Origin of the sequence: Pseudomonas koreensis (assembly GCF_036668835.1) — a bacterium.
GTDB lineage: Bacteria > Pseudomonadota > Gammaproteobacteria > Pseudomonadales > Pseudomonadaceae > Aquipseudomonas > Aquipseudomonas koreensis_I.
On the sequence record NZ_JAZEVW010000006.1, the window covers coordinates 1 to 20,388 of the forward strand.

At 57.6% G+C, this 20,388-nt stretch carries 20 protein-coding genes and 1 tRNA gene; 8 read left to right on the forward strand and 13 right to left on the reverse strand.

The window, feature by feature from the left end; all coding sequences use genetic code 11:
- Positions 1–274: 274 nt before the first annotated feature.
- The 3 genes from V6F91_RS18090 to V6F91_RS18100 form a co-directional block, all read right to left on the reverse strand.
- Entirely contained in the window at positions 275–1,483 is a 1,209-nt protein-coding gene (locus V6F91_RS18090; protein WP_332767228.1) for a DSD1 family PLP-dependent enzyme, read from the reverse strand.
- 74 nt (positions 1,484–1,557) lie between these two features.
- Positions 1,558–2,886 (reverse strand): D-arabinono-1,4-lactone oxidase, encoded by a 1,329-nt coding sequence (locus tag V6F91_RS18095; RefSeq protein WP_332767230.1) that lies wholly within the window; start codon positions 2,884–2,886, stop codon positions 1,558–1,560.
- Positions 2,887–2,962: 76 nt separating this feature from the next.
- Positions 2,963–3,316 (reverse strand): c-type cytochrome, encoded by a 354-nt coding sequence (locus tag V6F91_RS18100; RefSeq protein ID WP_332766755.1) that lies wholly within the window; start codon positions 3,314–3,316, stop codon positions 2,963–2,965.
- A 253-nt stretch (positions 3,317–3,569) separates the two neighbouring features.
- On the opposite strand from V6F91_RS18100, the gene V6F91_RS18105 reads away from it, so the two are divergent.
- From V6F91_RS18105 to V6F91_RS18120, 4 genes are all read left to right on the forward strand, one after another.
- On the forward strand, positions 3,570–5,195 hold the full coding sequence (locus V6F91_RS18105; RefSeq protein WP_332766757.1) for an NADP-dependent glyceraldehyde-3-phosphate dehydrogenase: 1,626 nt from the start codon (positions 3,570–3,572) through the stop codon (positions 5,193–5,195).
- Positions 5,196–5,288: 93 nt separating this feature from the next.
- Positions 5,289–5,645 (forward strand): DUF3302 domain-containing protein, encoded by a 357-nt coding sequence (locus V6F91_RS18110; protein WP_332766759.1) that lies wholly within the window; start codon positions 5,289–5,291, stop codon positions 5,643–5,645.
- A 5-nt stretch (positions 5,646–5,650) separates the two neighbouring features.
- A complete protein-coding gene (locus tag V6F91_RS18115) occupies positions 5,651–6,610 on the forward strand; it encodes an HlyD family secretion protein (protein WP_332766761.1) in 960 nt (319 codons plus the stop codon).
- 61 nt (positions 6,611–6,671) lie between these two features.
- A complete protein-coding gene (locus tag V6F91_RS18120) occupies positions 6,672–7,712 on the forward strand; it encodes an FUSC family protein (protein WP_332766763.1) in 1,041 nt (346 codons plus the stop codon).
- A 3-nt stretch (positions 7,713–7,715) separates the two neighbouring features.
- Here the strand turns inward: V6F91_RS18120 and V6F91_RS18125 are convergent, their stop codons facing one another.
- Positions 7,716–8,609: a DMT family transporter gene (locus V6F91_RS18125; RefSeq protein WP_332766765.1), complete on the reverse strand. Its 894-nt coding sequence runs from the start codon at positions 8,607–8,609 to the stop codon at positions 7,716–7,718.
- 149 nt (positions 8,610–8,758) lie between these two features.
- On the opposite strand from V6F91_RS18125, the gene V6F91_RS18130 reads away from it, so the two are divergent.
- Positions 8,759–9,196, forward strand: coding sequence for an Lrp/AsnC family transcriptional regulator (locus V6F91_RS18130; RefSeq protein ID WP_093101884.1), 438 nt, complete (start codon positions 8,759–8,761; stop codon positions 9,194–9,196).
- A gap of 58 nt (positions 9,197–9,254) precedes the next feature.
- On the forward strand, positions 9,255–9,584 hold the full coding sequence (locus V6F91_RS18135; RefSeq protein ID WP_332766768.1) for a YceK/YidQ family lipoprotein: 330 nt from the start codon (positions 9,255–9,257) through the stop codon (positions 9,582–9,584).
- A 67-nt stretch (positions 9,585–9,651) separates the two neighbouring features.
- Here V6F91_RS18135 and V6F91_RS18140 read toward each other — a convergent pair whose 3' ends face one another.
- Entirely contained in the window at positions 9,652–10,323 is a 672-nt protein-coding gene (locus V6F91_RS18140) for a Bax inhibitor-1/YccA family protein (RefSeq protein ID WP_126363874.1), read from the reverse strand.
- A gap of 122 nt (positions 10,324–10,445) precedes the next feature.
- On the opposite strand from V6F91_RS18140, the gene V6F91_RS18145 reads away from it, so the two are divergent.
- Together V6F91_RS18145 and V6F91_RS18150 are read left to right on the forward strand one after the other, a co-directional pair.
- Positions 10,446–10,533, forward strand: a tRNA-Ser gene (locus tag V6F91_RS18145).
- A 544-nt stretch (positions 10,534–11,077) separates the two neighbouring features.
- On the forward strand, positions 11,078–11,488 hold the full coding sequence (locus tag V6F91_RS18150; protein ID WP_332766772.1) for a hypothetical protein: 411 nt from the start codon (positions 11,078–11,080) through the stop codon (positions 11,486–11,488).
- A gap of 225 nt (positions 11,489–11,713) precedes the next feature.
- Here the strand turns inward: V6F91_RS18150 and V6F91_RS18155 are convergent, their stop codons facing one another.
- From V6F91_RS18155 to V6F91_RS18190, 8 genes are all read right to left on the reverse strand, one after another.
- On the reverse strand, positions 11,714–14,497 hold the full coding sequence (locus V6F91_RS18155; protein ID WP_332766774.1) for a hypothetical protein: 2,784 nt from the start codon (positions 14,495–14,497) through the stop codon (positions 11,714–11,716).
- A gap of 227 nt (positions 14,498–14,724) precedes the next feature.
- Positions 14,725–15,768: an EscU/YscU/HrcU family type III secretion system export apparatus switch protein gene (locus V6F91_RS18160; protein WP_332766776.1), complete on the reverse strand. Its 1,044-nt coding sequence runs from the start codon at positions 15,766–15,768 to the stop codon at positions 14,725–14,727.
- Positions 15,761–16,606, reverse strand: a complete 846-nt coding sequence (sctT, locus tag V6F91_RS18165; protein ID WP_332766778.1) for a type III secretion system export apparatus subunit SctT — start codon at positions 16,604–16,606, stop codon at positions 15,761–15,763. The genes V6F91_RS18160 and sctT overlap by 8 nt, the downstream gene beginning before the upstream one ends.
- A gap of 13 nt (positions 16,607–16,619) precedes the next feature.
- Entirely contained in the window at positions 16,620–16,889 is a 270-nt protein-coding gene (sctS, locus tag V6F91_RS18170) for a type III secretion system export apparatus subunit SctS (protein WP_261735292.1), read from the reverse strand.
- A gap of 3 nt (positions 16,890–16,892) precedes the next feature.
- Positions 16,893–17,549 (reverse strand): type III secretion system export apparatus subunit SctR, encoded by a 657-nt coding sequence (sctR, locus tag V6F91_RS18175; protein WP_261735291.1) that lies wholly within the window; start codon positions 17,547–17,549, stop codon positions 16,893–16,895.
- The gene (locus tag V6F91_RS18180; RefSeq protein ID WP_332766784.1) at positions 17,542–18,591 is read right to left on the reverse strand and encodes a FliM/FliN family flagellar motor switch protein; all 1,050 of its coding nucleotides are present in this window, start codon (positions 18,589–18,591) and stop codon (positions 17,542–17,544) included. The genes sctR and V6F91_RS18180 overlap by 8 nt, the downstream gene beginning before the upstream one ends.
- Entirely contained in the window at positions 18,588–19,067 is a 480-nt protein-coding gene (locus V6F91_RS18185) for a hypothetical protein (protein ID WP_332766787.1), read from the reverse strand. The genes V6F91_RS18180 and V6F91_RS18185 overlap by 4 nt, the downstream gene beginning before the upstream one ends.
- Positions 19,064–20,377 carry a FliI/YscN family ATPase gene (locus tag V6F91_RS18190; RefSeq protein ID WP_332767232.1) on the reverse strand — a complete coding sequence of 438 codons (1,314 nt, stop codon included), beginning with the start codon at positions 20,375–20,377 and terminating at the stop codon, positions 19,064–19,066. Before V6F91_RS18190 ends, V6F91_RS18185 begins: the two co-directional genes overlap by 4 nt.
- Positions 20,378–20,388 lie beyond the last annotated feature (11 nt).

Here is a 20,388-nt window from a genome sequence, read left to right on the forward strand (position 1 = left end):
GGTGCAGCGCAGCAAACCGTAGCCGCTGCGCCCGGATCGATCCCGCAGCGAAGGGACCCGAGCCTGCGAGGGCCGTACGTAGGAGCAAGCGTTTTGGGTTACCTTTTTGGCGTTTGAAAAAGGTGACCCGCCGTAAGGGCGGAACCCCAAGTAGCCGTAACCGCAGCAACGGATATGCACCCAATCAAGCCTGAAAGAAAGCCATCGCCAGCAGGCTGGCTCCCACAGTTTCGATCGCGTACATCAGCCAGAAGCGCTCAGAAGCCGCCCCCCTTCAGGTATAAACAGGCCAGCTATCGACAATCCTGCCACCCCGCACAGCCAGCAAATCGCCAAATTGCAACAGCACAGATTCCGTTTGGGCAGGACGTAAAAAGACCTGATCCTCAACCCCAAGGCCCACAGCTGACGACCCATTGACCATCTCCTGATTCGAACTACGCCCATACACCGCATTACTCTGCAACCCCATGGGCGACTCGAACTCCGCCATCCAGTTACCCCCATAAACAAAGAAAGTCTGCCGCTGATTGGGGTCCCACCACGAAAGCAACCTCGACTTGCCATCCAGCGCCGGAATATTCACCGCGCCGGTACTCTTCAACACCGGCGTAGCGATATACGCCGCAGGTACATGCTCGCTCAGCGACGGCAAATCATAGTGCGTCGGCTTGAGCATCGCCGTCCCCACCGACACCTCACTGCTCAGCGTCTCGTGTTCATGCATGCGATAACTCGGACTGCCCGCCGTGTTCAGGCACAAACCCTCCCGCCACAAACCCGGAAACTGCTGCCGGGTAAAATCGACATAACGCTGATAAATCACCATGACCCTGACGAACAATTCATCGGGCGAACCGAGAATCCCTGGCACACCCATCCCCACAAACGGGTCGTAGCCCATGAACCCGGCAAACTCCAGGTGCTGCGGGTTGGCACTGATCAGCGCCAGCATCCTCCCCAGCGCCTGCACATCACCGACCCCGCCACGATGCAGCCCGACATCCAGTTCGATGTTGACGCGCATCCGCGTCCGCAAACCCTGCGCCAAAGCCAGGTATTGCTCTAACCGCTGCGGCCCATCGAGCAGCCATTGCAACTGCCGAACCGGATCGAACGAGCCTTTGTGCTCGCGGTAAAACAGCTCAGCCGAACGCACCGGCAGCGGCTTGCCGAGCAAGATATCGGACTCGGGAAACGCCACCGCATCATGGTTGAGAAACGGCTGATGAAACGACATCAACCGCTGCGTTCCGGCACGTTGCGCGACGTAGCTCAGCAGCCCCGGCGCCGGCAATGACTTTTCCACCAGCCGCAACTGCTTGCCGCCGCGCCTGACCGACTGCATTACCACATCGATGTTGTGATCGAGGCGATCGAGATCGATCAACAGTACCGGACGCATCGGGCCGTGCTCTTTCAGCTCCTTGTTCAGCGCCCGAAAATAATCACTGTACGGCCCGCCTCGGTCGCCCGGCCGCAACCACGCGCCGACGCCCACCAGCAAAGCGCCGACGCCCAAAGTGCCAAGGAGGAAATTACGTCGATTGACCGCCATCAGCTCACCCCCAGTATCGACGCCAGATGCGCATTGAGAAAACGCCCGTGCGGGTCCAGCGCCTGGCGCACTTCGACAAACTCGCGCCAGCGCGGATACAGCGGTTGCAGGGTTCGCGCGTTGAGCGTGTGCAACTTGCCCCAGTGCGGGCGGCCGTTGTATTTCCAGAAGATCGGCTCGATCGCCGCGAAGAAGTTGTGATGATCCATCTGATAATGCTGATGAACCGAGATCGAGCAGCTGTCACGGCCCTCGAACATGCTCAACGCAATGTCGTCAGCCTTGACGTAGCGATACTCGATGGGAAACCAGGTGCGCAGGTCCTTGTCCTGAATCAGCTTGAGAATTTCACGCAGGCACGCCGGGCCGTGCTCGGCGGCCACCGAGTACTCCATTTCGTTGAAACGCACCGTGCGCACGTTGGCGTAGATATCGAACGAATCGCCAACACGATCCTTGAAACTCGCCAGATGGCGCAGGCTGTTGAGCAGCGTGCGGCGCAGGTCGGGAAAGTCGCTGGCGTACTTGTCGAGTTTCTCGATCAGGTTGACGAACTCATTGCCGCCCTCTTCTTGCGCGCTGATCGGTGGCGTGGGCGGGTCGTTGGTTTCGTTGAGGGCAATAGACAAGGCGTAGTCGGAATGGGTGACGACGAGCATTTCCCAGTGCTGGTTTTCGCGGGTGTTCTTATCAAGGTCTTCGAGCAACTCTTCGGTTTTGGCGATCCATTGATGTTCGCGCAGGCGATAGGCCGGGCGGTTTTGCAGGCGGATCTTCGTCGCCACACCGAGCGCACCGAGCGAGACCCGCGCCGCGTTGAACACCTCGGGATGGCGCTGACGGTCGCAGTCCAGCACCTCGCCACTGGCCGTGACCAGTTGCACGGCGCAGACCTGTGCCGAATAGGACTGAAAGGTTTTCCCGGTGCCGTGAGTCGAGGTGGCGATGGCGCCGGCAAGGGTCTGGTAATCGATATCGGCCATGTTGGGCAACGCCTGGCCGATGTCTCTCAGCGGCACGCCCATGCGCGACATTGGCGTGCCGGCACCAAACTCGGCTTGCAGGGTTTTCCCGTCGTGGTCGAGCAAGCCGCTGAAATAACTCAGCGACAACAGCGTGCCGTCGGTGGGTACCAGCGCACTGAACGAATGCGCCGAGCCGACTGGGCGAATCCTGCCGGGTGCCTGCTGAATGGCGCTTGTCAGCTCATCAAGATTCTTCGGCGCCAGCCGCGCCGCCGGCAGGCAACTCTGCGCGCCCGACCAGTTGCGCCAGGGAATCAGGCGTGGCGCGCGGAGCAACTGGCCCAGCGCCGGGTGACTCGCCAGTGCGCTGAACGTGCCGACAACACTCGCCCGCTGCAGCAATTGCCGGCGCGTCAGATCCAAAGTCATGGCGGGCACCTTATTGCGGCAGCGGCTGATCGGCCATGAAGCCGATCAGTTGCAGGAATTGTTCTTCCGAGCACTCGACACACTGGCCCATCGGCGGCATGGCGTTGTAGCCATTGATGGTGTGCTCGAGCAGCGTGTCGGTACCTTGGCGGATTCGCGGCTCCCAGGCCTGGCGATCACCGCTAAGCGGCGCGTTGGCTGCCGGGTTGGCGTGGCACAGCTGGCAACTGTTGGCGTAGATCTGCGCCAGCGCCGGGTCGGCGGGCGTGATGTTGCGGTGGGTGGGCTGCGGCTTGGGTTCTTCGTCGCAACCGTACAGCGCCGTGGCCATTGCCAGCCATAAACAGAGTCGGATCGCCCGCATGAAAAGCCTCGCGTTGGGGTGGCGCTTGTTGTTATGCGCCCACCTTAAGGCAGCGCTGCCAGAGGGCTGAGGGCATTGCCGGACATTGAAGGGGGCAGACGGGGCCAGCCGGGGTTCACAAGCAGGGCGAAACAGGTCTAGGCTTGGAACGACAATTCCAAGACCTCCCCTCATCCCAATGTGGGAGCGAGCAGGCTCGCTCCCACAGGTATCGGTATTAACCTGCACATTGATTTCATCACGGGGTAGCGACATGACCACAGCAAACATCCTTGGCAATCTGTTCCCTTCTGTCAGCGACATCCCGGAAAAATACCGTCTCGACGCTCAGCTCGAGCAGCGCGAATACCTCGTCGACGGTGAATTGCGCCGCTGGGACGGCCCGCTCGCGCAAGTGCGCAGCCCGGTCTATCTGCAGGGTGCCAACGGCGACGAACAAGTGATCCTCGGCAGCACGCCACTGCTCGACGCTGAAACCGCCCTCACCGCCCTCGACGCAGCCGTGCGTGCCTACGACCGCGGTCAAGGTCTATGGCCGACGATGCGCGTGGCCGAGCGCATCCAGCATGTCGAAGCATTCCTGCGGCGCATGCGCGAACAACGCGAAGCCGTGGTGAAACTGCTGATGTGGGAAATCGGCAAGAACCTCAAGGACTCGGAAAAAGAGTTCGACCGCACCTGCGACTACATCGTTGATACCATCAACGCGCTCAAGGAACTCGACCGCCGCTCCAGCCGTTTCGAGCTGGAACAGGACACCCTCGGCCAGATCCGCCGCGTACCGCTCGGCGTCGCGTTGTGCATGGGTCCTTACAACTATCCGCTGAACGAGACGTTCACCACGCTGATTCCCGCGCTGATCATGGGCAACACCGTGGTGTTCAAACCGGCCAAGCTCGGCGTGCTGTTGATCCGCCCGTTGCTCGAAGCCTTCCGCGACAGTTTCCCCACCGGCGTGATCAACGTGATCTACGGCAGCGGCCGCGAAACCGTCAGTGCGCTGATGGCCAGCGGCAAGATCGACATCTTTGCCTTCATCGGCACCAACAAAGCCGCCAGCGACCTGAAAAAACTCCACCCCAAACCACACCGTTTGCGTGCTGCGCTGGGCCTGGACGCAAAGAACCCGGGCATCGTCCTGCCGGAAGTCGATCTCGACAACGCCGTCAGCGAAGCGCTCACCGGCTCGCTGTCGTTCAACGGTCAACGTTGCACCGCTTTGAAAATCCTCTTCGTCCACGAAGACGTGGTCGACAGTTTCATCGAAAAATTCAACGCCAGACTGGCCACGCTGAAACCGGGCATGCCGTGGGACAGCGGCGTCGCGCTGACACCGCTGCCGGAGTCGGGCAAAGTCGATTACCTGCACGGGCTGGTTGCCGATGCGCGCAGCAAGGGCGCCGAAGTGGTCAACCCGCATGGCGGCGAGGCCCGCGCGTCGTTCTTCTACCCGGCGGTGCTGTACCCGGTGAACCCGCAGATGCGCGTCTATCAGGAAGAACAGTTCGGCCCGGTGGTGCCGATCGTGCCGTATCGTCACCTCGATACCGTGATCGACTATGTGCTGGAATCGGACTTCGGCCAGCAGCTGAGCATCTTCGGCACCAACCCGGTGGCGGTCGGTCGGCTCGTCGACACCTTTGCCAACCAGGTCGGGCGGATCAACCTCAACGCCCAGTGCCAGCGCGGCCCGGATACCTACCCGTTCAACGGCCGCAAGAATTCCGCCGAAGGCACGCTGTCGGTACACGATGCGTTGCGGGTGTTTTCGATCCGTACGCTGGTGGCGACCAAGTTCCAGGAGAGCAACAAGGATCTGATCAGCGAGATCATTCGCGGGCGTGATTCGAGTTTCCTGACCACCGATTACATCTTCTGATCCACAATCAGGGCCTGATCCAGGTCAGCGAGCGCCCGGCCCATCAGTGTCTACACTGATGCCAGCACTGTGCTGGATGCCGGGAACCGGATCATGCTCGATTACTTCGCGTTAGGCGTGTTGGTGTTTGTTGGGCTTGTGCTGTTTTACGGGGTCATCGTCCTGCACGACATTCCCTATGAAATTGCCGTGCACCGCAACCACCCGCATCAGGATGCGATCCATGCCACGGGCTGGGTCAGTCTGTTCACCCTGCATGCGCTCTGGCCCTTTTTGTGGATCTGGGCGATGGCCTATCGCGAAGATCGCGGCTGGGGTTTTGGTGACGGCCAATCCGTGCAAAACCATGTGGTTCGCCTGGAACAACAGGTGATCGAACTGCAAGGTCGCCTTGAACGACTCGAAGCGCTGACGGCCACTGCCGCGCCCGCCCCGCACCGGGAGGGCTGACTCCCATGGACCTGTTGCTGATCCTCACGTACGCCGCGTTCTGCGTCGCCCTGTTCAAGATTTTTCGCATCCCGTTAAACAAATGGACCGTGCCCACGGCCGTGCTCGGCGGCATCCTGCTGATCGGCGCATTGATTTTCACCATGAACTACAACCATCCCTACTCGGAGGTGGCGCGCACTTATTTCGTGTCCGTGCCGGTGATTCCGGTCGTCAGCGGACAGGTGATCGACGTACCCGTAAAGGGTAACGAGCCGCTGGCAAAAGGTGACGTGCTGTTTCGCATCGACCCCACACCGTTTGCAAACCGGGTGAAATCGCTGAAAGCGCAATTGGTCGCGGCCAAGGGAGATCGCTATCGCATCACCGAACTGATCCGGCGCAACTTCGGCACCCAGCGTGAACTGGATGCCGCCATCGCTCGCACCGACGATCTACAGGCGCAGCTGGATAACGCACAATTCGAACTGGACAACACCACCGTCCGCGCGCCGAGCAAAGGCTTTGTCACCCATGTTTCGTTGCGCCCGGGGATGATGGCGAGCAAGTTGCCGTTGCGCCCCTCGATGGTGTTCATTCCCGAGGAAGGCCAATATTTTGCCGCGTGGATGCGCCAGAACAGTCTGCTGCGCCTGACCGTCGGCGACGAAGCGGAAGTGGCGTTCGACGGCATCCCCGGCAAGGTCTTCGCCGGGCGGGTTAAAAATGTCATCGGCGTGATCGCCGAAGGTCAGGTGCAACCTTCCGGCACGCTGATCGGCTACACCGGCTCACCGCCGGCCGGGCGGGTGCCGGTGATCATTGAAATCACCGATCCGGCCTTCGCCCAGTACAGCAAACTGATGCCCGGCGGTGCTTACGGGCAGGCCGCGTTGTACAGTCAGCACTTTCACCATATTGGTGCGATGCGCAAAATCCTCCTGCGTATGGCAGCATGGATGAATTACATTTTCCCGTTCCACTGATCTGAACCGAGATGACGAGAGGCTTGCACTGAGTACTTACAGCACCCATCGACTTCCGCCCTTGCTGCGCCGGGTCTTGCGCCCCTTGCTGGACCCGTATCGCCGTTACCGCCACGCCCGCCTGATCCACGCGGTGCGCGTAGCCCTTGGTTTGCTGGCGACGATCCTGCTGACCACCGGCATCAATCTGCCCCACGGCGAATGGGCCTCGGTGACCATGCTGGTGGTGATCGGCGGCCTGCAGCACCACGGCAATATCGGCAAAAAAGCCGCCGAGCGCGCCACCGGCACCCTGATCGGGGCCGCAGTCGGCTTGGCCCTGGTGGCACAACACGCGTGGCTGGGGATGCCGTGGCTGACCTATTTTGCGATGGCCGTGGTCTGCGGATTTTTCTCCTATCACGCCATCGGCAAGGGGGGTTACACCGCCCTGCTCTCGGCGATCACCGTGTTCATCGTCGCCGGGCATGGCGACAACCCGATCACCGATGGGTTGTGGCGCGGCGTCGATATTCTCATCGGCATTGCCCTCGCCCTGGCTTTCTCATTCGCCCTGCCGCTGTACGCGGTGTATTCATGGCGCTACAACCTCGCCGATGCGCTGCGCGACTGCGCCACGGTGTATGGACGCATCATCAGCGGCCAGCCAGTCAATGCCGACGAACATTTGCGTTTGATGAGCCGCCTCGGCGCGGTGATGGTGCAGTTGCGCTCGCTGATGCCGTCGGTGTCCAAGGAAGTGAAGATTTCCATGACCGAACTCGATGCGATCCAGCGCAACCTGCGCATGTGCATCAGCACTCTCGAAATCCTCGGCAATACCCGCCCGGATGCCAACGATCCAGAGGCCATGGCGCATTTGCAATCGGCGCTGAAGGCCGAGCATCGGCAGATTCGCGTGCAATTGATCGGTATGGCCCGCGCCTTGAAAAGCGGCGCCACCAGTCGCCTCGACAGGCCACAGGAGTTGCCGGAGGCCAACCTCGAGGCGCCGGTCTACAGCGCACTGGACGGTTATCGCTTGTTGACCCGGCAACTGGCGGCCAACATCGCTGAGATGCGCCAGCGCCTGGCAAAATCCGCCCCGCGCTGGAACATCTGAGTTTTATTGCGCGGCCAGTCGCCGCGCTTTGAAACCCCAGCCTTGCTGCATGCCGGCGGCGGCCAGCAGGATCGCCGCCACGCCCACCCATTGCAGGGTTTCCAGGCGATGGCCGAAGGCGAACCAGTCAACGAAGATCGCCGCGATCGGGTAGATAAACGACAGTGCGCCGGTCAATGCGGTCGGCAACTTCTGAATCGCACCGTACAACAGCACATACATCAAACCGGTATGAACAATGCCCAACGTCACCAGACTGGCCCAGGCACTGGGTGCTTGCGGCAACGCACTGAAATGCGCGAACGGCGCCAGCAGCAGAACCCCGGTGCAGACCTGAATCAGCGCGATCAGATGCGGCGGCGTGCCGGTAAGACGCTTGATAATCAGCGCAGCAAACGCATACAGCAACGCCGCGCCCAAGGCCAATGCGATGCCCAGCAGGTAATCGTTGCCACTCTCGCCTTGCGTGCCGTGGGCACTGACGATGGCCAACATGCCCATGAACGAGACCGCCAGCCAGAACAACTTTTGCACGGTGATCTTTTCGCCGAGAAACAACGCCGCCAGGCCCACCAGCATGAATGGCTGCACGTTATAAACCGCAGTGCCGATGGCAATCGACGCGCGAGAATACGATGCAAACAACAACACCCAGTTGCCGACGATCGCCACGCCACTGAGTATCGCGAGCAAAAACGTAGCGCGGGTTAGAATGCCCGGACGCAGAAAACCGAACGCCGCGCAGATCAACAGCAAGGTGCCGGCGCCGAACACGCAACGCCAGAACACCACGTCGAGCACCGGTTGCCCGGACACCAATACAAACCAGCCGATGGTCCCGGATATCAGCATGGCGGCGGTCATTTCCAGCGAGCCGCGACGCAAGGTTTTGTCCATGTTCATTCTCCCGAAAGGTTGGCGAAAGCATGGCAAAAGTATGCCAAGCACGCCGGGCGCCTCTCCAGCGCAAAAGACAGGCTAAACTTCCGATCTGCCTTTTTTATCGAGGGTCATTCATCGAAATGGCCTAATAGCGGAGTTGGCCCATGACTGACGATATCGATCAGATCCTTATTACTGCCTTGATGGAAGACTCGCGCCGCTCGCTCAAGGCGTTGGCGCAAATCAGCGGATTGTCCTCGCCCAGCGTCGCCGAGCGCTTGCGCCGCCTCGAAGAACGCGGCGTGCTCAAGGGCTACACCGTCGAGATTGATCCGAAGCATTTTGGCTATCAATTGCAGGCGATCGTCCGGGTGCGGCCATTACCGGGGCAGTTGCAGGAGGTGGAACGGCAGATTCTGTCGATCCCTGAATTCACCGAGTGCGACAAGGTGACCGGCGAAGACTGCTTTATCGCGCGCCTGCATGTGCGTTCGATGGAACAGCTGGACACCCTCCTCGACCGGCTCAATACGCTGGCGGAAACCAACACGGCGATCGTCAAGAAAACCCCGGTCAAGCGCCGTTTGCCGCCGATGGCCTAGATGTTTTTTGTGATCATTCGGCGTAGATTGTGATTTTTTGCGGCTAAGGATTGGCGCTATGAAAATTCAGGCAATGCTGCTGGCAGTCATGCTGCTCGGCGGTTGTGGCACGATCCAGACGGTCGCACGCAACGATCAGGCGGCTGTGGACGGGCTGAAGGAACAAAAAAGTTATTGCGGCGCGGTGCCGAGAATCTACAGCGGCCTCGCCTATGACTTCTGCACGCTGAACGCTCCCCTGGCCTCGGGTATTGACCCTGATGACCACCGCAACGCGGCCATTCCGGTGGTACTGGTAGACGCCGTCGTCTCCGGCGCGCTCGATACCCTGCTGCTGCCCTACACGATTTACCGCCAGCAAGTGGATGGCAGCATCGTCATCAACTGAGCCGGCACTTTCCTGCAGACAACAAAAAACCCGCCGAAGCGGGTTTTTCATCATTACATCATTGCTATCAGTCGTCGCGGCTCATGATGCCGAAGATCTGCAGCAGGCTGACGAACAGGTTGTAGATCGATACATACAGGCTGATGGTCGCCATGATGTAGTTGCGCTCGCCGCCGTGGATGATCGCGCTGGTCTGGAACAGGATGCACACCGACGAGAACAGCACGAAACCTGCGCTGATCGCCAGTTGCAGGCCGCTGATCTGGAAGAAGAAGCTCGCCAGCGTGGCACCCAGCAACACGAAGAAACCGGCGGTGATGAAACCACCGAGGAAGCTCATGTCCTTGCGGGTGATCAGCACATAGGCCGACAGACCACCGAACACCAGTGCGGTCATTGCGAAAGCCGAGCTGACCACTTCAGCGCCGCCCTGCATGCCCAGGTAACGGTTGAGGATCGGGCCGAGCAGGAAACCCATGAAACCGGTCAACGCGAAGGCGGATACCAGGCCCCACGCGGAGTCACGGAGTTTGTTGGTGAGGAAGAACAGCCCATAGAAGCCGATCAGCACCACGAAGATATTCGGGTAGCCGACCCGCATCTGCTGCGCGACGAAAGCCATCACGCCGCTGAATGCGAGGGTGAGCGCCAGTAGGCCGTAAGTGTTGCGCAGGACGCGGCTAACCTCTAGCTGCTCAGCCTGCACGCTGTTATTAACTGCGTAATCCTGTTCGCGCATGGCGACACTCCTGTTGGTTTGAAACGTTCAGTCGCAAAGATCATAACAGACGCTCTGTAACAAGCCATGCAGAGAGTTTGACAGTGTGTTTCATTCAGGTATTATGGCGCCCGCAACGCAACGGAGGTGTGGCCGAGTGGTTTAAGGCAACGGTCTTGAAAACCGTCGACTGTAACAGGTCCATGAGTTCGAATCCCATCGCCTCCGCCATCTTATGTACGACAAAGCCCTGATTATTCAGGGCTTTGTCGTTTCTGGCATTCAGGAAATTGGCTCCTCTCTCTGTGGATCGTTTCCGCATCTTTTCGGGCATTTCCGCAACGCTCCCCTTCCGACATCACTGGTTCGACCTAGATACCTGAGGATGTGGCTGTCTTCAACGGACAGCGTTCGGCCAATAGCGGTCATCGAATGTCTACACATGCAGTGGCGATTCATATAGATGGAGATACGAATTGCTGAGTGCTAAAGAGAGCGGCTCGCGCGTAGGAAATTTCCTACAGATCCGTCGGAAAAGCCTGAGCTTTTGCCGCTGAATTTCCTGTTCAAATCTCTCCTCAATGACTTTCGAGCGCTGGCTTGTTTAAGCCTGTCCTGAAAAAAATCAATGAATGAGAGATTTATGAACAGCATCTACCGAGCTATATGGAATCGCACGCGTACCTATTTTACGGTGCTGTAAGAGTCGGCGTCTGACGCTTTAAAATCGCGCAATAGCGTTGCGCGCTTACCTTCAAAAGCCCCGGCTTTCCCCTTGAGCATGTTGTCTGCCAGCTTGTTGTTGGCCTTTTCCAGCATGGGGCACGCCACTGGTGTGCTCGTCGACGGTACGATCTATAACGGTACAGGGAAAATGGTGACATCAGATGACAACAACCCTGCATTGCGGGTTATGAATGTCGGTGAGGCGACTTGGAGCAACGGTATTCTCAGCACTTCAGGCACTGGCTTGGGCGTTGTGCTGGTGGAAACCAACTCCACGCTGAACTTGACGTGGGTGCCTTCCGTTATGGCCTCGAGCAGCGCGGCGATGGTCTTGGTCGTTTGTACTTTTGTTGATAACAATCAGCAGGTTCATTTCGTTACTTCAGACAAGAAACAATTCCCTCCCAGGAAAGTAACCGCCGCCTGTAGCCAATTGGGGCACATGACTAGTACGCATTGACGTTTCTGTTGGCAATTAGGGGTTTAGACACCTGTCCGATTATGGCCGCGAACTGCCGCTTCTGACCGGCTGCTTCAGGCTAATTCATGCATAACGCGAAAGGTTCCGACGCCCCAAAGCAGAGACCGAAACAGGCTATCTACAGCAAGCCGCATACACATATTGAACCCAAAAAATCTGCCGCCCTCAGGCGGCAGATTCCAATCTCAGACGTTCCGATATGAATTACAGTATTGATAGCGCAGGTCGTCCCCTATTTGTCGCTTCTTCACCAACACTATCGTGTTCAAGCGCGGCATCCAGCACCTTGTTAGTATGGACAACTTTATTATCGCCATCACCCTCGTAGTCAACATGTTTGGCTCCGTCCAGCCGATTAATCGACGATCCGTTTTTCCCATCTTCCTCTTTGAAGTGATTCCACTCCCTTGACTGATAATCGAACATACTTTGATCATCGGGCGTATCACGCTGACCGTAATGATGAATGGCGTATCGGGCATATTCGATTTTATCCTGCCAGCCCGACTGAAGCAGACCTTCCTTGTCAAGATCGGCGTACCAGTCACTTTCTGCGTTAGTCGCGTCCTGTTCTTGTTTGTGTTGACTAAAAACCGACACGACCGCCCCGGCAATACCCAATGCCGCACCGACCAGGAACAGAGGGCCCACGGCCACTGCTGCAGCAGTGGCGCCCAACAGCCCGGCAATCCCGATCCCCCCCGCAACCACGCCTGTTGCACCTCCGGCGACCTGCAAGCTACCGGCAGCTATCAAGAGTGAATCGCCCTTTTTTCTACCTGCATCGATACTAAAAGAGCCGAGCACGACGTCCAGCGCGCCTCCCGCTAAATCTGTCAAGGCTCCCAGAACTTTTAGTGCCGAACCTCCTATCTTCGCATGTTTTGACATCGGCACTTTGGCATCGGGTTCAACGACGGAGCTGGCCAGACTTGCACTATCTGGCATGCTCGACGATGTCGGGCGCCCGATTGAGCTATCGATAACATCGTCGTGGATTGAAATGGAGGAAAGCCGCTGAAATTCTTCGTCAAATTTCAGCCTGCTATCAATGGCATTCAACTTTTCGTTGACAGCCTTTGACGACGTGTAAGGTTTTTCGTCTGGCGGAGCACTACCTAAAGGTCCTTTTTTATCCCAAATCTCCGGTAATGTCTTATCAAGTCCCAGTAGCTCGTAGGCCCCGCTTTTGCTTTTAGTCAATGAATCAAACATACCGGTTTTGATAAATTGAGAGCTGTTAGAGAGGAAGCTAATGAAGTCTTTGGAAATAGCCACCCGTTCCAAAGGATCGTCAGACAGTTTTCCACCTTGTCCGACCAACTGATAGATGCCGCTCACCAGTGAGGCGGTTCCCGATAAAGAGCTCAAGATGCCTTGGGAGTTCAGAACACTGAATACCTCCTTGAGCTTGGCGCGTTCGGCCGAAGGCATGTAGGTTTTATCGACGACCTCCTTTATCTCTGCCTCAGTGACAACGCCCCGGCTTTTGAACTCATCCAGTGCAGCCACCGCTTCAGAGCTCTTGGCTTTACCCAGGAGTAATCCATTGACGAACTGATCCATGCTGTCCTGAACGCGCTTGGGAACATCAATCCCTGCACTCTTTATGGCCGCCTTGGCCACTGCAAAAACATCCTTTATAGCCTGTTCCTTGTTTTCAGTACTGATCTTTGACGCATCGCCCTGAAGACTATCGAGCTGCACGGTCAGGCTATTACAGGTCAGTGTAGCCGTGGCTTCCTTGGCCTTGACCGGATCAAGTAGTGTCAGGCTTCCAATCAGTGCAGACACATCCTTCTGCGCAATGTCCCCTTGCCCGCTGCCGTTCATTTTCTGTAGGTAGTTCGTGTATTCGGGACTGGTCAGCTGCTGCACCAGGCTTTCAACCAATTTGTCACGATCCGGCACCGTGCTGATCGCGTCGCTCAGACTTTGCTTGTAGTCGCTGGCGATGTCTTCATTCGCAAATAATTCGGTCAGGCGAGCATCCACCTTGTTTCCATCAATGATGTCCTGCTCATCGGCAGCCGTCAGTTGAGTTTTCTTTTCATCCATTTCTCGAAAGGTCGTATCGTCGAGCCGGACATCTTCGACGTAGCCGGTCAGACCTCTGCCATTTTGCAGCGCCCCCTGAGCTTCAATGGCCATCACCAACTTGGCCTTTGGATCATCCTTACCAATCGAGCCGTCGGCGATACCCTGAGTATATTTATCCAACAGCGTCGTAGTGGCTTTTTGCGATACCGTCATATCGTCGGAGCTTTTTTGGCTGAGAATGTCCAGATCATCCAGTTTCCCCAGGCCATACTCTTCTCGCGTCCTGGAGACTTGCTCGGCATTGGCATCGGCGAGCAACCCATCCACACGTTCGTAAAGCTCAGGGTTGGTAGTCTTATCGACGATATATTTTTTATCTTCGGTCTGACCGTCTTTCTTGTCGGTCCCCACAAATTTAATTAGACCGCTTTCCGATTTCTCGGGGGTCTTGATGTCACTGGCACCCAGATAGAGGTCTGAACCCGCGAGCGTGCGCCCCTCCTCTTCCATGGCTTTATCGAGGGCGGCTTTATTGTCGGCTTCCGAATTAACGGTCGAAGGTTGATCTTGCACTAACTCCGGTGGCGGCTTCGTCGCACCCGAGTCCGCAAGCAGACTGGCGGCATAGTCCTTGAGCAGAGCAAACAGTTTAGGCGCGTTCTCTTTCAAAACTTCCGTCAGCTTTCCGTCTGCGGACACATACACAGCGCCAGTGGCCGTGTTCAGGTCGCTGTTCCAGTTAATCTGCAGCTCGGCGTTCAATGACGGTGGCGGGGTCAAGTCGGACGCGCGCAGCACCTCACCTCCGCGCAAGTTCTCCGAGTTCATTTGATTGCTTCTGGACGTCGCGTCACTCAACTGGCTGTTGAAAACGCTGGCATCCTGATTGATTGCGAGCGAGCCAGCATTGCCGGTGTCGGTCATAGATGAAAGTGAGTTCAGACTCATTGTTTTTTTCCTCACGCTGATTTTCGTAGCGACGACTTACCTCACGGCAGATCCGTCACGGGTCGAGCACCCCAACCCCATCTCCCATTTCGGGTGACAAAACAGAGGTGCGTACACGCGCCCAATAGCGTTCGAAACTCTCGGCGCTGGGCGACGTCGGGTGACGCTGAGCGGAAAGCATCGGCCCAGGTCGAATGAGTTTTTACGCCTCGGTTTAGCCTTCAGGCTCATAACAAGCGCGCTCCCACTAACAGATCGGCGACAACCTGGAACGTGTCGTCTGGCAGTGGGCTGCCGACCGGGCGTAACGCAATCCGGGCGGCCAGTTCGGCATTCACTGCAACAGGTTTGTTAAGGCGTCGGGCGTCATCGAGCAGCTCTTGCGAACCTTCTGCCTGTGCTCGACAGACGATTACAGGGACGGGGGTTTCTCCCCTGAGATATCGAACACCCACGACCCAACCACCCGCCGCACCGATTAGCAAAGTGGCGTGATGCACACCTCGCTTGGCGGTCGACGCCTGCATCTCGCTACGCTGACGGTTGCGTTCACGGCGGATCAAAGGGTCTCCGTCCATATCCTTGTGTTCGCGCTTTTGATCGCTCTTGCTCATGCGCATATCCTTTGCGAACAGCCATCGCTGAATCAGTACGTCGACCGCCCCTACAAGCAGAAAAGCCGCAATACCAGTGATGACCAGCGGTGTGAGCAATTGGAAGAATGAGCTGTAAAGGCAAGCGGTACCGCAGACCGATGACTCCATCAGGTTCTGCAACCCATTGCGATAAACCAGTACAAATGCCACTCCGAGCGCCAGCATCTTCAACAACGCCTTGATCAGTTCGATCAGACTGCGCATCGAGAAAATCCGCTTGAGCCCGGCCACTGGGCTGATTCGTTCGAACTGCGGCAGGATCGGCTCGACCGCAAATACGGCACCACCCATGACGAGAATATTGGTAAGGCTGACGACGACCACCGTCACCGCCAGAATCGGTACAACGGCGCGCACCAGAAGGCTCTGAGCCATGCCCATGATTCGCGGCCAGACTGTCTCGAAGGGCTCGACATACACCCGCGCAACCAACTCCAGAAATGCCCGAACCTGTTGTTCCAGCTCTGCCGACGTCGCGAACAGATAGAGCGTGCACGACAGAATGACGAGGCCGGTGACGAGATCCTGACTTTTGGAAACCTGCCCTTTCTTGCGCGCATCACGCAACTTCTTCGCCGAGGCCGGCAGGGATTTCTCCTCACTGTGCTCACTCACGGACGCTCCCCTCCATCGACAATGGCAGCGGTGCTTTGGCGGCCATTTCCAGCACACTAAACTGGCCGCGCAGCTGGCCAAGCTGGGTAAAGAAGATGGGCAGCAGAAAGCCCACATACACCACCATCAAAAATGCGAAGACGAGGTTCTTTACCGGTAAGGACAAATCGAAAAGATGCAACTGCGGGGTCATGCGAGAGAGGTAGGCGAGTAGTAGATCCGCCACCAGCAAGGCGATGATGATCGGTGCAATCATCATTATGCCGACCTCCATTACGTTGTCGAGCAGGTTGAGTGTTGCCAGCGCCATGGCCTGATTGACGATCGGAGAAAAGTCGAAGGCCGGCCATAATTGATAGCTGCGATAGAGTGCGTCGAGCAGGAGGCTGAAGCTGCCGGACATGAAAAACAACGCCGTCAGCGTGATGCTCAGCAGAGTTGCAGTGATGCTACTTTCTCCAGAGCCCAACGGATCAAGCAACTGCGCCATCGTCGCCCCGCGTTGCAGGTCGATCAGCTCGCCTGCCACCTCTGCGGCCCAAAAGGGGATGCCGAACATCAGGCCGATCAACAGGCCGACGAGCATCTCTTTAGCTAACAAGCCTGACAACATGAAACCCGAGGGCGCTTCGATCGCGGACAGGGCCTGGAACACCGCCGGGGCCACGGGAACGGCAATCACCACCGCAACCGCCGCACGCAGCATGCCGGTCAAACCAAGTCGATTGAAGGCCGGTGTGATCAATACGACACCCAGCACCCGCGCTACCGCCAATGCAAATGCGGTAATGAGCGGATAGACCACCTCAAAAAAGCCATCGAGGTTATGCAAACTCATCGTGAGCCCGCCATCAGCGTGTCCACGCTGCAAAGTTGTCGAGCACCTGACCGGCAAGGTTGCCGACCTGATTAGCCAGCAGCGGCCCGACAATCATCAGCACCAGCAGAACTGCAACCAACTTGACCGCCTGAGGAAGCGTCTGATCCTGGATCTGCGTCAACGCCTGAATCAGACCGACGCCAAATCCCACGACAATCGCAACAATCAATGCAGGCGCAGACAACAGCAGCACAAGCATTAACGCGTCATTCATCAGGGTAAGAAAAACATCCTGGCCCATGCGTCAGGTCCCATAGCTCATGATCAAGCCGTGCATTAGGCGCGACCAGCCACTGACCGCGACGAACAGGAAGATCTTCAAAGGAATGGAAATCAGCGTCGGCGAGACCATCATCATTCCCATGGCCATCAGGACATTGGACACGATCAGGTCAATCACCAGAAACGGGATGTACAAAAGGAATCCGATCTCAAACGCCCGGGTCAGTTCGGAGCTGACAAAGGCCGGGATCAATACCACAAGATCATCGTCACGCAGGTCCGACCGCGCGGCCTCCGACCAGACACTTTCCGTGGCCTGGAGGAAAAACGCGCGTTCACTTTCATTTGCGTAACGTTTCAGATGCGCTTGCAACGGCCCCCGCAGAACGTCGGCGGTCTCCATGATCTGTTCGACACTCTGCAAACGCGGTGGCCGTGTTTCCAGCTGATATGCCATTTCGCCCACCAGAGGCGCGGTGACATACACCGTCAGGATCAATGCAATGCCGTAAAGCACCAGATTGGGCGGTGTCTGCTGGACGCCAAGCGCGTTTCGAATCAAAAACAGCACGACCGAAATCTTCAGGAAGCCAGTCATGGTGACCACGGCCAACGGCACCAGCCCGATGGTCGACACGACAATGATGATTTCAATCAGGTTGGGTTGATATTCACTCATGGCAGTCAAGACTCGTCAGCCGTACACCCAGGCCCTCACCCAGCTTGACCAGCTCACCCTGACCGAAAACTTTGCCGTTCGCACGGATGACAACCGTCACATCCGGCGACTCGGACACACTCAAGACACTCCCTTCGCCAAGGGTTCGCACCAGCCCCAGAGAGAGTTCCAGGCTTGCGATTTCGCAGACAACACAAACGCTCGCCTGCTCGAGCCTGGTCACAACAGATTCGGGTGCAGCACTGTCAACGGGCACCATGTAAGGCTCCTTGAACGAGAAAACGGGCTTTAAATGAGTGGTCAGGTGCAGGTTGTATTCGTCAGCTTCAGCCAATGCCCACAGGCAGTCCTGGACGACAACCCGAACGCCGCTGCTGGGATGGTCCAGCATCAATACGTCGGTGATTTGCAGGTTCTGCAGTTCTTCAACTGTTAAATGCTGCCACCCTGTCTGCAGCGAAATCGCCATGGGAAATGAGTCCAATGTCCTCGGGTTGAGCGCAGCGTGCTGAGTGAGCAACCGATGTAGCTGCGAGGCGCAATCGAGATCCAGTTCCAACCAGGCATAAAGAGGCTTGCTGTCAGCCTCAAAGTCGAGTGTCACCAACAGACTCATACGCTCCACACCGGCAACGTCGGTGGGTGACGCAGTGAAGGAAACCGACAACGCTAGCGCGCGTTCAGCCTTCACCAGGTTCTCAAGCATCAAGTGCTCGAACACCACGCAACGCTGGGCCAAACCAGAGAGTTCGAGGTACTGTGAGACAGGTCCATTAGGTACCAGACGTTTCAACAGGCTGGGAGAAAGACTCAGACACCCTCCTCGACCCGCCAGTGAAAAAGGTAAGCGCAAGGCGTCGTCAGCCGCTCGGCCCATCCCGGAAATCCGCACTTTGACCGCCTCTCCAAGCAGTTCAATAGCCATCGCCTCTCGCGGTTGCGCGAACTGGTTGTGCAGCATCGCCGCCCGTGTCGAAAGTGCCGCAAGCTTGGAGCGCCAGCTCAAATCAATGTCAGCAGATGATGCGTGAGCCCGGCTCATACGCGTTCCCCCACCGACTGATCTTGCGCGTGTTCTTCAAACAACCATTCGGCATGACGGCTTGCCTTGGCGACCTGTAGCTCTACCAACGACGAAAGCGCTTCGTATCGGGTTTGTTGCTGGTGCAGCGCTTGTTGCAGCGGTTTAAGCCTGGCCAACGCCTGGACTTGCTGAATCTCGTTAATCCGTTGTCTCCGCGCCAGAGCATCAAGCGTCGCCAGGCTTTCGGTCAGCCGAAGCTGCGCATCCTGCAAGTCGTGAGTATTAGCCACCGTGCATAACATCTGCTGCCATGCATGCGCCTCGGCAGCCAGAAATCGTTGTCGCTCACCGTGGCGCGCTGCGTCCAAGGCTGCGGCGTGTTGTTTAAGCTTCAGGCAATGTTTTTTCTGATGTGCCAGCGCCGCTGCGGCCTTGCGTTGGCGAAGCTTGCGTAAAGCCAACAGCAGCGTCATGTCCTTGGAGGCGCAAATCATGAGATCACCCCGTGCATCCGCCGCAACGTTTCCGATAGCGCTACGTGCTCTTTCGACGACTGCTGTAAAAACGCCTGAATGGCAGGTTGTCGGGCGATCGCGGCGTCGATATCACTGTCGCTTCCTGACTCGTACTCGCCCACGCGCAACAGCAATTCAACCTCCGCATAAAGCGCCAGCGATTTACGAATCAGCGCGCCGGCGTGGATTTGAGCAGGTGAGTTGACGCTGTCAGCCAAACGACTGCGGCTACGCAGCACATCAATGGCGGGAAAATGATTGCGCTGAGCCAATTCAGGACTGAGAACGATATGTCCGTCGAGAATCGACGTCACTTCTTCGGCAACTGGGTCAAGGCTCGCATCACCCTCGGTCAACACGGTGTACAAAGCCGTGATCGTGCCATTTGCACCAGGCCCGGCGCGCTCCAGCAAACGTGGCAGTGCAGCAAAGAATGAAGGTGGAAAACCGCGACGGGTCGGCGGTTCACCGGCCGCCAATCCCACTTCTCGCTGAGCTCGGGCGAAACGCGTGACGCTGTCCATCAGCAGCAATACGTCCATCCCCTGATCCCGAAAATACTCCGCAACGGAGGTGGCAACATGAGCGGCGGTCACACGTTCCATGGCTGGACGGTCGGATGTCGCCACAACCGCTACCGTTCTTGAGCGCGCGACGGCATCCAGTTGCACGTCAAGAAGTTCACGAACCTCGCGCCCACGCTCGCCAATCAATCCGAGGACGATCACCTGTGCATTGGTTCCACGGATGATGCTTGCAAGCAACGACGTCTTGCCAACGCCAGGCCCACCAAAGAGTCCAACACGCTGCCCACGCGCAATGGTCAACAGGCCGTCGATTGCGCGTATCCCTAATTGCAGCGGCGCCTTAATCAATTGCCGGGTAAACGCCCCCGGCGGGTCGGCATGAACCGGATAGAGCTGTATCGGCAGCTCGGTTTTAGAAAAAGGTGATGGCGATTCGCTGCGCGCAACATTCAGGGTTGCGCCCAAAGGGCTGATAACCCGGCCGAGCAAATGCGCGCCCATTTTTATGCTGAGTGGTTGCCCGCTGGGAATCACTTCACAGCGAGTCGACATTCCATCGAGTTCACCGATGGGCGTGAGAATGGCCTCTTCATTCGAAAAGCCGATCACTTGCGCAAAAATCGCTCGGTGGGTCACCGGGTCGTATAACTGGCAGAGTTCTCCGATACACGCCACGGGCAAGCTGGCGTAGACCATGGTGCCGCGAATGCACCGCACCTTGCCACGCAGCAGCCGCGGCCGCGCCAAACGTGCCAGGGCCATCAAACTTGGCA